Source organism: Frankia sp. Allo2, assembly GCF_000733325.1.
GTDB classification, from domain to species: domain Bacteria; phylum Actinomycetota; class Actinomycetes; order Frankiales; family Frankiaceae; genus Frankia; species Frankia casuarinae.
This window is the reverse complement of the sequence record NZ_JPHT01000001.1, coordinates 353,705-369,502: the sequence shown is the minus strand read 5'-3', so window position 1 is coordinate 369,502 and position 15,798 is coordinate 353,705. Positions and strand designations below refer to the sequence as shown.

Below are 15,798 nucleotides of genomic sequence, written 5' to 3'. Positions count from 1 at the left end.
CCGTGTTGCGCACCATGCTCACCGCCAAGATCCACCGTGCCACGGTCACCCAGGCCGATCTGCACTACGTGGGCTCCGTGACGATCGACGCGGACCTGCTGGCCGCCGCCGACCTGCTGCCTGGCGAGCAGGTCACGATCGTCGACATCAACAACGGCGCCCGGCTGGAGACGTACGCCATCGCGGGACCGGCGGGAAGCGGGNTCATCGGNATTAANGGTGCCGCGGCGCGCCTGGTCCAGCCGGGCGACCTAGTGATCATCATTGCGTACGGGCTCATGGACGACGCCGAGGCGCGCCGGCACGTCCCGAAGGTGCTGTTCGTCGACGCGGCAAACCGGATCATCGGGCACGGCGACGACCCGGCCGAACCGCTCCCCGGCGACCCGTCGAGCCTGCGTGGCGACATCCCGGTCGACATCCCGGTCGACATCCCGGTACCCACAGCCGCGGCGGCGGTCCGATCGGCCATGGCTACGCAGTGACCGTGCTACCTTGCCGGCTCGGCGCGCCCCGCCCGGGATGGATGCGCGCCGCGGACGTCGTCGTCATCGGTTCGGGCATCGCCGGGCTCACGACGGTCCTGCACCTGCGCCGGGCGCTGCCCGCCGCCCGGGTGCTGCTGGTGACCAAGGCGCACCTCGACGCCGGGTCGACCCGGTGGGCGCAGGGTGGGATCGCCGCCGCGCTCGCCGCGGAGGACTCGCCCGATGATCATCTTGCCGACACCCTGGTCGCCGGCGTCGGGCTGTGCGACGAGGACGCAGCCCGAGTGCTGGTCCGCGACGGACCGGCGCGGGTGCGTGAGCTCGCCGAGCTCGGCGCCCGGTTCGATCGGACCACCGACGGCTCGTTCGCCCTCACTCGGGAGGGCGGCCATCTGCGCAACCGCATCATCCATGCGGGTGGGGACGCCACCGGCCTGGAGGTGGAACGCGCCCTGATCACCGCCGTCCGGGCCGATGAGAGCATCGAGGTCATCGAACACGCCCTGGTCCTCGACCTGCTGCTCGACTCCGACGGCCGGGCCGCCGGCGCTACCCTGCACGTGCTGGGGGAGGGCAGCCGGGACGGCGTCGGCGCGGTGACGGCGGGCGCGGTGGTCCTGGCGACCGGCGGGNTGGGGNAGATCTTCGCGTCGACGACCAATCCCGGCGTCTCCACCGGGGACGGGGTGGCGCTGGCTCTGCGCGCGGGCGCCGTCGTCGCGGACCTGGAGTTCGTCCAGTTCCACCCGACCGCCCTGTGGCTACCCCCGTCCAGGCCGGGCGCCGTCGCCGAACTGCTCGGGGGCCAGCAGCCACTGGTCAGCGAGGCCATGCGGGGGGAGGGTGCCGTTCTCGTCGACGCGGCCGGCGAACGGGTGATGGCGGGCGTCCATCGGCTGGCCGACCTCGCGCCGCGCGACGTCGTCGCCAAGCAGATGTCGCGGGTCATGGCGGCCCAGGGGGTCGATCACCTGTTCCTGGACGCCCGGGGGCTGGGCGCGGCGACCATCGAGCGGCGGTTTCCCTCGATCACCGCGCGCTGCCGGTCCGCCGGCATCGATCCGGTCGCCAGGCCGATCCCCGTCGCGCCGGCCGCCCACTACGCCAGCGGCGGGGTGCGCACGGATCTGTGGGGCCGCACGAGCGTGGCCGGCCTGTACGCCTGCGGGGNGGNGGCCTGCACCGGGGTGCACGGCGCCAACCGGCTCGCGTCGAACAGCCTGCTGGAGGGGCTGGTCTTCGCCGCACGCATCGCGGAGCACCTGGCCGGCACAGCGCCCGGCGGCCGGCNCCGCGTCGCCATCCCCGCCGCGCCGGTGGTCGGTCGCGGCAGTGGTCTGACCGACCCCGCCGAACGCGCGGAGCTCGCGCGCGCGATGACCGACGGTGCCGGGGTGCTGCGCAGCGCGGACAGCCTGCGGGCGACGGCGAAGGTACTGGCCGGTCTCGGGGACCTGCGGGTCAGCGGGGCGACGGTCACGGCCGGGCCGCCGGCCTGGGAGATGACCAACCTGCGCACGGTTGCGACGGCCCTCGCCGCCGCCGCCGCCAGCCGGACGGAGACCCGCGGGTCCCATTGGCGAGAGGACTTCGGTGAGCGGGACGACGAACACTGGCTCGGCCGGATCCTCACCCGGCTCAATCCAGAAGGGGAACTGATCGTGGACGTCGAGCCCATGCGCGGCTCGCGGTGAGCGGTTCCGCGCCCGGCTCCGTCTGCGGGCCCGGTTCCGCCGGTGTGCCCGGCGGACGGCTCTCGCCCGCCACCCGCAGTGCCCTCGCCTCGGCCGGCCTCGACCCGGACGGGGTGGTGGCCCTGGTCGGCCGCGCGCTCGTGGAGGACCTCCCGGTCTGGGAGGAGAACGAGGTGACCGGCCAGATCGGCGCGGTCGACGCGACCTCCGAGGCGACGGTCGACCCCGCTCTCGTCGGGCACGGCGCCATCGTCTCGCGGGCCGCGGGCGTCGTCGCCGGCCTGCCGGTCGCCGCCGCCGTCTTCGAGAGCCTGCTCGGGCCGGCCGCGACCGTCACCCTGACCGCTCGCGACGGCGACCCTGTCCCGCCGGGTACCACGGTGGCCTACGTCAACGGGCCGGTCCGCGGCCTGCTCACCGCCGAACGTACCGCGCTGAACCTGCTGTGCCACCTGTCCGGGATCGCCACCCTGACGCGGGCCTGGGTCGACGCGGTCGCCGGCACCGGCGCGATGATCCGCGACACCCGCAAGACGCTACCCGGCCTGCGCGCGCTGGAGAAGTACGCGGTGCGCTGCGGGGGCGGGGTGAACCACCGCATGTCGTTGACGGACGCAGCCCTGATCAAGGACAACCACGTGGTCGCGGCGGGCGGCGTGGCGGCGGCGTTCGCCGCGGNGCGGGCACGGTTCCCCGGGCTGCCCGTCGAGGTCGAATGCGACACCGTCGACCAGGTCGCGGAGGCCGTCGATGCCGGATGTGATCTCATCCTCTGCGACAATATGTCGCTGGCGGACCTGCGAGCCGCGGTCCAGCTCGCCCGTCCGGCCGGGGTGCGGCTCGAGGCGAGCGGCGGCCTGACCCTGCGAACGGCGGCGGCGGTGGCAGCCGTCGGCGTCGACTATCTCGCCGTCGGCGCCCTGACCCATTCGGCGCCCGCTCTCGACCTCGGCCTCGATCTCGCCCTGGACCCCGATCATCGCCCGGGATCGGCCACCGCGGGCCCACCGATCGAGGATCTGATCGTGGAGGAATCCTGATGCTGCTCGCCATCGACGTCGGTAACACCAACACCGTCGTCGGCGTGTTCGAGGGTGAACACCTCGCCGACTCCTGGCGGGTGCGCACCGACCCGCAGGCGACCGCGGACGAACTGGTGCTTCTCTACCGCGGCCTGCTCGGCGAGTACCAGGTCACCGGTGTCTCGATCTGCTCAACCGTTCCCGCCGCGCTTCGAGCGCTGCGCCGGATGGTGGTCCGGGCCTTCCACGACATCCCGGTCGTCATCGTCGAACCGGGGACGCGGACCGGGGTTCCCATCCTCATCGACAATCCGAAGGAAGCCGGCGCGGACCGCATCATGAACACACTCGCCGCGCACCACCTCTACGGCGGGCCGGCGATCGTCGTCGACTTCGGCACCTCGACGAACCTGGACATCGTCTCGGCACGCGGCGAGTTCATCGGCGGAATCTTCGCACCGGGCATCGAGATCGCGCTGGACGCACTCGCGTCCCGGGCGGCCCAGCTCCGTAAGGTGGAACTGGTCGCGCCACGTTCCGTCATCGGCAAGAGCACGGTCGAGGCACTCCAGTCTGGCATGATCTACGGCGTCGCCGGCCAGGTGGACGGCCTGGTACGCCGCATCCGGGCCGAGCTGGACACGGATGCGGTGGCGATCGCCACCGGGGGTCTCGCGTCCGTGGTCATCAAGGAAAGTGAGACCCTTGACCGTCACGAGCCCCATCTGACACTCATCGGCCTGCGTCTCGTCTTCGAGAAGAATATCTGATCCGGTCCCGACCGATCCCGACCGATCCCGACCGGGCTCGTTCGGGCTCGTTCGGGCTGCCTTACGGCGACCAGGCTAATTACGACGATCGTGCATCTCCGGGGCTTCGGCCGGTCCAGCGGATTAGGCAACCGACTCTGCCGAGCGACAGCCACCGGGTTCNACGGACCGCCCTCCCGCGACTCGGTTACGATTCCGTGCCATGCGGGACCGAATCTCGGGAACACAACCCGGCGTATCGTCACATCCCGGCAGCGGATACTTCACTCATCCCTTTCTTGTCACCGCGATGGCAGCATTCTTGTTCGCCGCGGTTCCGATTACATACGGTTGGAATGATCCGGCTTCGGCCGGTCCGCAGCCCCGTACCCTGGCCGTGCTGGGCGACTCCTACTCCTCGGGAGAGGGCAATCCCCCCTTCGACTCGCTGGCCCCCCGGTGCCGGCGGAGCAGCCAGGCCTGGCCACGACTACTGGGCGGTATGGGATCGGGGGTCACCGTCTCGCTGTTCGCCGCGTGTTCCGGAGCCACCACCGGCGCCCTACACGAGTCATTCAAGGGCGAGAAACCCCAGCTGGCCCAGCTACGTGCACTGGGCCGGGCCCCGGACGTCGTCACCATCACCATCGGCGGCAACGATGCCGGATTCGGCAGAGTCATCTTCAGTTGTTATGCGTGGAGATGCTTCTGGGATGGCAACGACCGCCGCGAGCGCGATCTTGTCACCAAGGAACTCCCGGGTGTCCTGAGCGCCAACTACACGGCGGTGAAGGCCGCCGCCCCGCATTCGCGGATCATCGTGGTCGGCTATCCCTACATATTTCCGGACAACCAACTCAACAACATCTGTACCTGGCTGACCAACAGGGAACGTCGACAGCTGACGAGGCTGAACAGACAGCTCGACCGGGTCATCAGAAAAGCCGCGTCGGATGCGGGAGTGGAGTTCGTCTCGACGGATCGGGTGCTACGCGGTCACGAAATCTGCACACCGGACCCGTGGGTGGCTCCGGTCAATCTGTTCGGACCGACACGTGATCTGAGCGCGCACCCCACCATGCACGGGCAGCAGGCCATCGCCGAGGCCGTCCAGCGCCATCTCGCCATGGACAGCTGGTGACGCGGGCCGACCATCCCGGCAACCGCGCGATGTCGAACCACTCATGATGCCGACCCGATGACTCGTGGGCATAGCACTGATGGCGACTCCAGTTGACGCCAGACATGAAGTTAGGCTTACTTAAAGTTATGCTCATGCTCACGCTCACGCCACTCCGCGGGAGATCCCGCACCCTGGCACAGCTACGCCCGGCCCAGCCGCGACACACCTCCCGGTCCCGGCAGTGAAGCAGTCGGTGAACGAACGCCGCACCGGCTCGGCGGCGTCCCCGGCGGCGCCTTCCAGGGAGGTGGCCCCCGAGGGGACGGCGCCGGAATTCTCCGGGGGTACCGTTCAGTGCGCCGAACCGCCGTTCGAGGCGAGCCTGCGGGACCTCGCCGAGGTGCTGGAGCCACGCGGTGTGCAGTTCGGGATGCCGGACGGCCCGGGCTGGGCCGACTGTGCCTTCCTGACCGGGCCAGCAGGCGTGGCCGAGGCCTTGGCCCGGGTGGGCGACACGCACGGCGCCAGCCCGGAGGTCGCCGCGAGCTACCTGGCGAACTGGTACTCGGCGAACGTCGCCGCCCCGGCCATCGCCTGTTTCGTCCTCCTGCACCGGGTGCCGGCCCTGACCCCGGCGACGATGTCCCTGCGCGTCCTCGACGGCGGCTGGTTCGACCAGACCGCGTTCCACCGACCGGCCATGACCGTCCTGGCGGATGACCCGATCGCGGGGGGCGCCACCGCCGGAGACGGGATGAATGCCCGGATCGGCGTGGTCGGGGACGTCGCCGCGTTGCGCGGTCGCCTGGTCGAGGAGGTGCTCGCGCATCTCCAACCGTTCGTCGAGGAGCTGCGGGGACGGGTCCGGCTCGGCCTTCCGGCGCTGTGGGGNGCGGTGGCCGCGCAGTGCGCCCGCGCCTTCCTGCTGACCGAGCGCGCGACCGGCGATCCCCACCTCGGCCGAGTGGAGGCCGACGCCTTCTTCTCCCGGGCCACGCCCACCATCCGGGCCCGGCCCCGTTGGCACGAGTTCGTCCACCACGGCCGACGGTACACCGGCATACGCCGTGGGTCGTGCTGCCTGGCCTACCGGCTTGGTGACGACTACTGCACCTCGTGTCCCTTTACTGGTGACCAGGATCGCGAGGAACGGCTGCGCGCCTGGATCGACACGCAGGGCAATGGAGGCCTTGCGGTCTGAGAGCCACCCGAAGTACAGCCCGAGTATGCGCACGTAAAGTAGTTACTCGCGAGATGCAAGCAAGATCCGTCGCCGAAACTCCCCAGGGCGACGACAATGAGTAACATTGACAACGCAAAACGATATACATGTGAGTTGAATCACAACAAGATGCACCTCCTCATCCACTACCGTCGGTAGCATCGGTGAGGAGGCTCACCGAGGTGGGACGCACCGCCTGGCGCGTCCCGCCGCACCGTACGTCCGACCGGAGACGTCGCGAAGCGGGTGGCGTCGCGAAGCGGGTGGCGTCGCGAAGCGGGTGGCGTCGCGAAGCGGGTGGCGTCGCGAAGCGGGTGGCGTCGTTCTGCTCTTGGCGGAACGACGTGACGGAGTCATGGCTGGTCGGCCACGGTTGCATTAGACGTCTCCGCTGGACGGCCGGCACTTGCGCCGGTCCGCCGCCCACGACGATGTGGGCGGTGCCGGCGGGTAGGNTTNTGTTNGATGCGTGAGGACATGCCTCGGCGGAGCTAGCATGCGGATACCGGCTGTCGTGTGGTCGGTCGCAGCTCGAAGGAGCGCACATGTTCGAGAGATTCACCGACCGGGCACGTCGGGTCGTCGTCCTGGCCCAAGAAGAGGCCAGGATGCTCAACCACAACTACATCGGGACCGAGCACATCCTGCTCGGCCTGATCCACGAGGGCGAGGGCGTCGCCGCCAAGGCTCTCGAGTCCCTCGGCATCTCCCTTGAGGGTGTGCGGTCACAGGTCGAAGAGATCATCGGCCAGGGGCAGCAGGCACCGAGCGGGCACATCCCGTTCACGCCGCGCGCGAAGAAGGTCCTGGAGCTGTCGCTTCGGGAGGCGCTGCAGCTCGGTCACAACTACATCGGCACCGAGCACATCCTGTTGGGCCTGATCCGCGAGGGCGAGGGTGTCGCCGCTCAGGTGCTCGTCAAGCTGGGTGCGGACCTCAACCGGGTGCGGCAGCAGGTCATCCAGCTGCTGTCCGGTTACCAGGGCAAGGGCGAGACCGCCACGTCCGGCGCGCCCGCCGAGGGGACCCCGTCCACCTCCCTGGTGCTCGACCAGTTCGGCCGCAACCTCACCGCGGCGGCGCGCGAGTCCAAGCTCGACCCGGTCATCGGGCGCGAGAAGGAGATCGAGCGCGTCATGCAGGTGCTGTCGCGCCGCACCAAGAACAACCCCGTCCTCATCGGCGAGCCCGGCGTCGGCAAGACCGCCGTGGTCGAGGGGCTGGCGCAGGCGATCATCAAGGGCGAGGTGCCCGAGACCCTGAAGGACAAGCAGCTCTACACCCTCGACCTCGGCGCTCTGGTCGCCGGTTCCCGCTACCGCGGTGACTTCGAGGAGCGGCTGAAGAAGGTCCTCAAGGAGATCCGGACCCGCGGCGACATCATCCTGTTCATCGACGAGCTGCACACGTTGGTCGGCGCGGGCGCGGCCGAGGGTGCCATCGACGCGGCGTCGATCCTCAAGCCCATGCTCGCCCGGGGTGAGTTGCAGACCATCGGCGCGACCACGCTCGACGAGTACCGCAAGCACCTGGAGAAGGACGCCGCTCTTGAGCGGCGGTTCCAGCCGATCCAGGNCGCGGNGCCGNCGGNGGNGCACACGATCGAGATCCTCAANGGGCTGCGGGACCGGTACGAGGCGCATCACCGCGTCTCGATCACCGATGCCGCCCTGGTGGCGGCGGCCTCCCTGGCCGACCGTTACATCTCCGACCGGTTCCTGCCGGACAAGGCGATCGACCTGATCGACGAGGCGGGTTCGCGGATGCGCATCCGTCGGATGACCGCCCCGCCGGACCTGCGCGAGTTCGACGAGCGCATCGCCGCCGTCCGCCGGGACAAGGAGTCCGCGATCGACGCGCAGGACTTCGAGAAGGCTGCGTCCCTGCGGGACAAGGAGAAGACCCTCCTCTCCGAGAAGGCCAAGCGGGAGAAGGAGTGGAAGGCCGGCGACATGGACGTCGTCGCCGAGGTGGGCGACGAGGAGATCGCCGAGGTGCTCGCGATCTGGACGGGCATCCCGGTCTTCAAGCTCACCGAGGAGGAGACCGCGCGCCTCCTGCGCATGGAGGACGAGCTGCACAAGCGCGTCATCGGCCAGCAGCAGGCCATCAAGGCCGTCTCCCAGGCGATCCGGCGCACCCGCGCCGGGCTGAAGGACCCGAAGCGCCCCGGCGGCTCGTTCATCTTCGCCGGCCCGTCCGGTGTCGGTAAGACCGAGCTGTCCAAGACGCTCGCCGAGTTCCTCTTCGGCGACGAGGACGCGCTCATCCAGCTCGACATGTCCGAGTACATGGAGAAGCACACCGTCTCGCGGCTGGTGGGTTCCCCGCCCGGCTACGTCGGCTACGAGGAGGGCGGCCAGCTCACCGAACGGGTCCGGCGCAAGCCGTTCTCGGTGGTCCTGTTCGACGAGGTCGAGAAGGCCCACCCCGACGTCTTCAACACGCTGCTGCAGATCCTGGAGGATGGTCGCCTGACCGACTCCCAGGGCCGGCTGGTCGACTTCAAGAACACCGTCCTGATCATGACGTCGAACCTGGGCACCCGGGACATCTCCAAGGGCCCCGGCATCGGCTTCGCCACCGGCCAAGGCGCCGTCGACTACGAGCGGATGAAGGCGAAGGTCCAGGACGAGCTCAAGCAGCACTTCCGGCCCGAGTTCCTCAACCGGATCGACGACATCATCGTCTTCCACCAGCTGTCCGAGGCCGAAATCATCCAGATCGTCGATCTCATGCTGGCCCGGGTGGACGCCCAGCTCAAGAACAAGGACATGGCTCTCGAGTTGACGTCGGCCGCCAAGGCGCTTCTGGCGAAGAAGGGGTACGACCCGGTGCTGGGTGCCCGGCCACTGCGCCGGACGATCCAGCGGGAGATCGAGGACGTCCTGTCCGAGAAGATCCTCTACGGCACGCTCAAGCCGGGCGAGATCGTCGTCGGGGATGTCGAAGGCGACGGTGACGAGGCGAAGTTCGTCTTCCGCGGCGAGGCGAAGCCGAACCAGGTGCCCGATGCCCCGCCGGTCGATCTGGCCAAGTCCAGCGAGTAGGCGGTCGGGAATTCCGTGCCGCCTCCCGGGAGGCGGCCAGTCCGGTGACCCGGCGAGGGCCGGACGCGATGGCCGGAGTAGCCCCGCGGCTGCTCCGGCCATCGCAGTCTCGGCCGCGTAGCCGGGCTGGTCGCTCCAGAGCTGGAACACGTTCGTTCTCTCACACATCGCTCGGTCGCACCGCTCGATCGGCGACCGGTAACAGAATATGGGAAAATGTCAGCCACCGGGTAACCACCTTGCCGGCCGGGGCATCCGGCGAGATCGGGTCCGGTTGCCGGCGCAGGCACGAGCACAGGCACAACTTCATCGCCCCGAGGACGATTCGGACTGCTGGTTCGGCGAACGGGAGAGCTCCGCTGGTGACTGGTAGTCCCGACGTCGCGCTCGGCGTTCACCTGACCTTCGGCTCCGATCCCGCCACGTCCATGGTCGTCTCGTGGCTGACCCGAACGGCCGTCCCTCGGCCCCAGGTACGGTTCGGTCCGGCGGCTGGCGGATCTACCGGCTCGGTGACCGCGCTCACCCGTTCCTACACGGACGCCCTGACGAACGAGGTGGTCTTCGCCCACCATGCGCACCTGTCCGGGCTCCTGCCGGCTGCCGACTACCGCTATGACGTGGGTCATGACGGGCGCTGGGGCTTGGCCCACGGGTCGTTCCGCACGGCTCCGCGGCATCGGGCCGCCTTCAGCTTCACCTGCTTCGGCGACCAGGGCACCGACGAGCCGCACGATCCGTACGGCTCGGCTGCGTCACGCCACGTGATAACCGGAGTGGAACGCCTCGCGCCACTGTTCAACCTCGCGAACGGTGACCTGTCGTACGCAAACCAGCGCACGGATCCGGTTCGCGCCTGGTTCGACTGGTTCGCGATGATCAGCGCCTCCGCCCGGTTCCGGCCGTGGATGCCCTGCAACGGCAACCATGAGACCGAGCGGGGCAACGGAGCTCTGGGGCTCGCCGCCTACCAGACCTACTTCGCCCTTCCCCAGCACGACGAGGAGGCCTACCTCGCCGGGCTCTGGTACGCGTTCACCGTCGGCGGCGTGCGGTTCGTCATGCTCAGCGCCGCCGACGTCTGCTATCAGGACAGCGGGCGGGTCTACCTCCATGGGTACAGCGCCGGCCGGCAGACCTCCTGGTTGAGACAGACCCTCAAACAGGCCCGCGCCGATCCCGGTATCGACTGGATCGTCGTCGGCATGCACCACGCCGCGGTGTCGACCGCGGTGGAGCACAACGGCGCCGACCTCGGTATCCGGGAAGAATGGCTGCCGTTGTTCGACACCTACGAGGTGGATCTGGTGCTCTGCGGCCACGAGCACCACTACGAGCGCACTCATCCGCTGCGCGGGGTCGTGCCGGACAGCGCGACCCGGACTCCCCGCCCGNCCCCCGGCGCGACGACGCCCGCCCGGAAGACCGCTGACGGAGCGGGCGCCGCGGCCGGTGACGGGGCCGGTGACCTGCTCGACACCTCGGCGGGCACCGTCCACCTGCTCGTGGGCACCGGAGGATCCTCGTCGCCGTCCGCGCACGCACTGTTCGATCCACCCGCCTGCTGGGTCATCGTCGGCGTGCACGAACAGGATCCCGGCCGGTGGCATCGCCAATCGGTCCGGGCGAGAGAGGACGCGCCCTGGCTCGCCTTCCGGGCACCGGAGCATCCATACGCCTTCGCGGCTTTCGAGGTGGATCCAGGTGAACCGGGCGGCTCGACGAGCATCCGGGTGACCGTGTACGACTCCAGTGCACCGACGCCGGTCCCGTTCGACCGGTTCACCCTCGTCCGGCCACGCGCCGACGCGGCCGTGCCCACCACCTGACCGGCCACCCGACCGAGAAGCCGTCGGACGGTGCGAAGCGGGCCGGTTCTGATCGCCCTTCCGGCGGGAGCTCAGGAATCGTGCCACGACCATGACAACCTCGATCTCGACCGAAGACCGTTCACCGCTCGCATCGTGTGACGGTATTCAACGTCAGATCCGCCCCCGGGATAGCGTCACTCGCTGTGAGATCCGTCGGATTATTGGCGCCGGAACCACCGCCGCTGCACCGATCAGCTCGATGGATCCCGCCAATTCCGCGAACAAACCGCGCCCGCGCGGTGGCGGGCACATCCGGGACGACGAACGAGCCGAATAACATCATGTCAACATCATGGATACAACGGCGACCCACCATGCGACGAAAGGACGACCGCGGAAGTTCACCGGCGCACGCGTATACCGGCGGCGCGGCAGCGGGCACTACAGAACTTCGTCGGGGGTACGACCCTGGGCCCGGTTGCCGATCCTTCCTCGGGCGGGAGCGACGGCACACCCCACGGAAGGATCGCAACCGACGGGCCGGCAGCGATCGCAAGGCCGATTTTTCAGGACTCCTCTGGACATCCACCAGGCGCCAGGAATATTTTTCCGCCAGCACGCCACAATTCACCGGGATAGCACGATCAATGCCCGGCTGAGGGACCGCCGTCTGGGGGGCGACCATTGGCTGAGAAGCAGCGAGCGGCCAGGGGGCTCCTGCCCTCAGGCCCACCCGCTATGACCAGGATTTTCGGACGGGACCAGCATTACGCGGCCCGGTATTACGGTCCCCGGAAGAAAGTATCACCGGCGGGTGCGAGCGGNTTTNAAGACGCCCGGGAAGGCGTCGCCGCCGGATCCGTCGTCCTCGGCGCTTGTCGCGGCTGGCACGTTCAGCGACGCCGCCGGGTCCGGCGGAACGGGTGTCTACCGTGATCGATCACCTGGGGACGTCGATGGCGCGGTCCGGCCGGGCGGCGGAGGCAACGCGGCTCGACCAGATGATCTATGCCTGGCCGCGCCGAAGCAGGACGGGTGGCGAGGGTCACCTCCCGGCGGCGAGCTCCCTGGGCTCCACGGTGACCAGGTCCTGGAGCGGGCTTCTCGCCGGCGAGGTCGAGCTCGACGAGAGCCGGGTCCCCCACCCACCGTCGGCGCTCGCCTACCTCATCCGATCTCCGGATCATCCCGAGGCGCCGGATCATCTTACGGCGAGGGATCCGCACCGCATCCCGGAGGCGGCGCTCGTGCACCGGATCCGGATCCCGGAACGCGGCGGCGACAGCCGGGCTCGGCTGCGTGCCCACATCCTGATCGGCCGGGCGGACTATCTGACCGAACGGGTGGGGCTCGCGTTGTACGCGGCGGGTGGGGTCGTGGTGGGGAACTCCCGCACCATCCCGCGGCTGGCTCCCCTGCACCTGCGCGACCTCACCGCACGCCGGCGGACGGGCGAGCGGACCCTGCGCCAGTCGGCGCGCGCGGGGGTGCGGCGCGATCGGCTCGTCACGCTCATCGCGACGGTATTGGCATGGTCGCGGGCCGAGCGTCCCTTCGTGGTGGCCCACACCGGTTCGGATGAGGCGCTCATGCTGATGTGGGCCCTGGTGGAGATCCTCGAAGGCGTTCTGCCCTACCGGCTGACCTTCTCCACGCATGCGACCACCGTCCCTTCAGGCGCCACCCCCTCGGGCGCGCGGCACACCGACGAGCCAGGCCCGCGGTTCCTGTTTGTCCCGTTCGAACCAGAGTGTGCCGGCAACGGGGAGCCTGCCGCGATCCACGTGGATCCGCGGGTCGGGCCGGACGCTCCACCGATCATGACCGCCGCCGCCCGGCTGCTCGTGGACCTCCACGGCCGCGGTGGGATGCGGGGAATCGGCGACCTGCTGGCCCTGGTCGGTGACGAGATGTTCGACCCGAGCCGGCCGGAAGCCTGGTGCCGGCGGGTGATGGAGAACGGGGTCGAGAGGACCACCGCGCCGCCGCCCGGCGGCGACCTGGCCACCCTCGCGGATACCGCGGGTGCTCCGCGTACGGGCGTCCCGGGTACCGCGAGTGGTTCGGGTACGTCGGGTCCCCCGGATCCGGCACCCCTCTCGACCACGACCGATGCCGTCGGCCTGGGACACTCGACGGCCCCGGCCGCGCCGGGCGATCCGGCACCGGCAGCGACGACAGGCGCCGGAGCGCTCGCCGTCCGCGAACACCTCCGCGAACGGTACGAACGCCTGCGGGCTTCGAACTGGTCGAGCTCCGCCGAACAGGGCACGGCCGCGGACCCCGTGCGCCGTCTTTTCACCGCCCTCATCGAACCGGTAGGTCTGCCGGCGGACCTGGCGAGCGTGGAGCGGCTGCGCGGTCAGTTGCGCCGGGTCGCGGGGCTGCTGGCCGGCCCCGTCGCCGGCCCGGGCGGCGGGCTCGTGCCAGCGGCCCGGGCAGCGGGCCCCGGGCCCCGGGAACGGTTGCGCGAGGAGATCGTCGGCGTCATTCTGGGCCGGCTGCGGGAGGAGGAGCCGGCCGGCCGGATGATCGACAAAATCTCCAACGCGGTCGCCAACGCGGTCTCCGAGGAGCAGCGCCAGGTCGAAGGAACAATCTCCGCCCTCGCGGACGAACTCGCCGCGTTGCGGGTTCCTTCGCCCGCACAGGTCCACGACGAGCCACCACGCCGGGACGAGCCACTGCGCCAGGCAGTCCCGCTGCTCGCGGTCGCCCTGGAGTCGATCTTCTCGGGATACCGGATGACCTCCGCGCGCGACAACGCGATCCGGCTGGCCACGGAGACCGTCGAGGCGCTGCGCGCCGCCCGACCGGACCACCTGTCGGCGTCGCCTACCGCTGCTTCCCGACCCGCCCGACTCCCCGTCACCGTGCGCCGCGTCCCCCGACCTGCCACGCCGCCGCCCGCCACCCCGGAATCGGCCACCGCGCAGCCAACCGATCCGGGCCCAGGGGAACGGCGGCACCTGGAACGGCTGGAACGGGACGCGGGGAACGCCGTCATCCGACACGTCGCGGAGGCGTATCGGCAGGAGTGGTCGTACTGGGACGATCGTCTGCACCCGATCGACCGGCTGCTCGCCGCGTTGGGCGTCCCGCTGGGTATCTCCCTCAGCGACGCGGCGTACGACCCTCTCGTCGATCCGCTCGAGTCACCCACCGAACTCCGCGAGCTCGCCGCGCTACGTGACCTGCTGCACTGCACCCTGCCGCAGCGCGGCGAGCCCGCCCGGTCTCCTCTCGGAACGGTCTCTCAACGCCCACCCGGCCACCGTACCGATGTCCTGGCCCGCGCCGCGAGCGACGTCACTCAGGCCATCACTCGACGGCTGGCCCCGGACGCCTACCAGAGCGACCACGACCGCGCCGCCTACATCGACGCGGTGCACCGCGCGGTGACGACGATGCAGCGCGAAGTCGTGGAGATGTTGACCCGGCTGGTCGCGGGGCTCGCCGCGCTCGCGATCCCGGCGGCCGCGGTAGACCCCGCCGTCTGGGCCGGGCGCCGCATCGATCTGATCCATCAGACGCTGCGGGCCCTCTTCGACCTGTTCGGCCTGCCCGAGGGTTTCGAATTCGCCAGAGCCCTGGCAGACGAGGTGGTGACAGGCGCCGCACCGACGGGTGGCGGGTCGCGGTGGCCCCCGGAGTCGGCCGCGGCGAAAGTCGTGCGTCTGCTGCGCGAAACCCATGCCCGGGGAGCTGATGCGTTCCGGCTGCTCGTTCTCTACGCCCCGGGATGGCATACCGCCGAGGACATCCGCGATGACATCGCCTACGCGGGGGCCTCCCCGGTCGGGCCACCCGGCCGGCCCACGTCGCGGGCACATGAGGCGGAGGTACTCGGAGCCGGTGCGCGCCCGTATTTCGAGCGGTTGGTCGCGGTCGAGGCCGCGTCGGGACGAGGCGACGGGCCGCTGATGCAGACCGTGCGGCGCATCGCCGGCCTCTACCTGCCCGGCGCGTCCCACGAACCCGGTCCGCCAGGAGCACCAGGAGCACTCGAGAACGATCTACGTGTCCTGGGTGCGGAGCTCACCGCCCGCATTCCGCCGACCTGGCCGGATGGTCCCGATCCGGCGATCGCCTTCCTCCGAGCCTGCCAGCTTGGCCAGCCGAACGCGGCCCGCATCTTCGGGCTGTTGGTCCGACACGTTCCGAACTGGGACGACGCCTGGGATCTGCACGAGGTTATCCGCCGGGACGGTGCCCCGGGCCAGGAAACCGCCCATCCGGAGGAGGGGCCGTTGACGGGTCCGGAGTNGGCCAGAGCGGCGGAGAGGNACTTCCGCCGAACAGTGCGGGGATCGGAGGCAGATCACCCCTTCCCCGCCGACCTGGAACGCGTCGTGCGCCGGCTGGTGGCGCTCTACCTCCCCGACGACCCGCGGCTGCGGGCCGCGAGCGAGCTGCCCGGCTTCGTCGAGAGCCAGGTGATCGCCGCGATCGGCCGACCCGCACCGCTCAGGCGCCGCCGCCTGCTCCCGTGGCGCGCCACGACCGCCATGACCACCAGAGTCGCCGTGACCGCCGTGACGTTGTGCCTGACCCTGATGATCTTCATCACCGTGACGCGTTGATGCGGCGGCGAACAATCACCGTCTCGCGCCCCCCGATACGGGCCGTCACCGTTCAT

Annotated in this window: 9 protein-coding genes; all 9 read left to right on the top strand. The window is 70.1% G+C overall.

Features of this window, described 5'->3' with window-relative positions:
- Window positions 1–2: 2 nt before the first annotated feature.
- Window positions 3–485, top strand: a complete 483-nt coding sequence (gene panD / locus ALLO2_RS01510; RefSeq protein ID WP_035729139.1) for an aspartate 1-decarboxylase — start codon at window positions 3–5, stop codon at window positions 483–485.
- Window positions 482–2,182: an L-aspartate oxidase gene (locus ALLO2_RS01505; protein ID WP_035729138.1), complete on the top strand. Its 1,701-nt coding sequence runs from the start codon at window positions 482–484 to the stop codon at window positions 2,180–2,182. Before panD ends, ALLO2_RS01505 begins: the two co-directional genes overlap by 4 nt.
- A 44-nt stretch (window positions 2,183–2,226) precedes the next feature.
- On the top strand, window positions 2,227–3,222 hold the full coding sequence (nadC, locus tag ALLO2_RS01500) for a carboxylating nicotinate-nucleotide diphosphorylase (protein ID WP_232234819.1): 996 nt from the start codon (window positions 2,227–2,229) through the stop codon (window positions 3,220–3,222).
- A complete protein-coding gene (locus ALLO2_RS01495; RefSeq protein WP_011438733.1) occupies window positions 3,222–3,974 on the top strand; it encodes a type III pantothenate kinase in 753 nt (250 codons plus the stop codon). The genes nadC and ALLO2_RS01495 overlap by 1 nt, the downstream gene beginning before the upstream one ends.
- A 289-nt stretch (window positions 3,975–4,263) precedes the next feature.
- Window positions 4,264–5,094 (top strand): SGNH/GDSL hydrolase family protein, encoded by an 831-nt coding sequence (locus tag ALLO2_RS01490; protein ID WP_023840667.1) that lies wholly within the window; start codon window positions 4,264–4,266, stop codon window positions 5,092–5,094.
- Window positions 5,095–5,317: 223 nt separating this feature from the next.
- The gene (locus ALLO2_RS01485; protein WP_023840666.1) at window positions 5,318–6,277 is read left to right on the top strand and encodes a (2Fe-2S)-binding protein; all 960 of its coding nucleotides are present in this window, start codon (window positions 5,318–5,320) and stop codon (window positions 6,275–6,277) included.
- Window positions 6,278–6,843: 566 nt separating this feature from the next.
- On the top strand, window positions 6,844–9,348 hold the full coding sequence (locus ALLO2_RS01480; RefSeq protein ID WP_035729136.1) for an ATP-dependent Clp protease ATP-binding subunit: 2,505 nt from the start codon (window positions 6,844–6,846) through the stop codon (window positions 9,346–9,348).
- 68 nt (window positions 9,349–9,416) lie between these two features.
- Complete coding sequence (locus ALLO2_RS01475; RefSeq protein ID WP_051874773.1) at window positions 9,417–11,177, top strand: metallophosphoesterase family protein; 1,761 nt, start codon at window positions 9,417–9,419, stop codon at window positions 11,175–11,177.
- Between the two features lie 914 nt (window positions 11,178–12,091).
- Entirely contained in the window at window positions 12,092–15,742 is a 3,651-nt protein-coding gene (locus ALLO2_RS01470; RefSeq protein WP_232234818.1) for a hypothetical protein, read from the top strand.
- Window positions 15,743–15,798 lie beyond the last annotated feature (56 nt).

What these genes read in the sequence shown, in the direction of transcription:
- ALLO2_RS01495 (WP_011438733.1), top strand. Translation starts at nt 3,222, where the DNA reads ATGCTGCTCGCCATCGACGTCGGTAACACCAACACCGTCGTCGGCGTG.
- ALLO2_RS01490 (WP_023840667.1), top strand. Translation starts at nt 4,264, where the DNA reads ATGGCAGCATTCTTGTTCGCCGCGGTTCCGATTACATACGGTTGGAAT.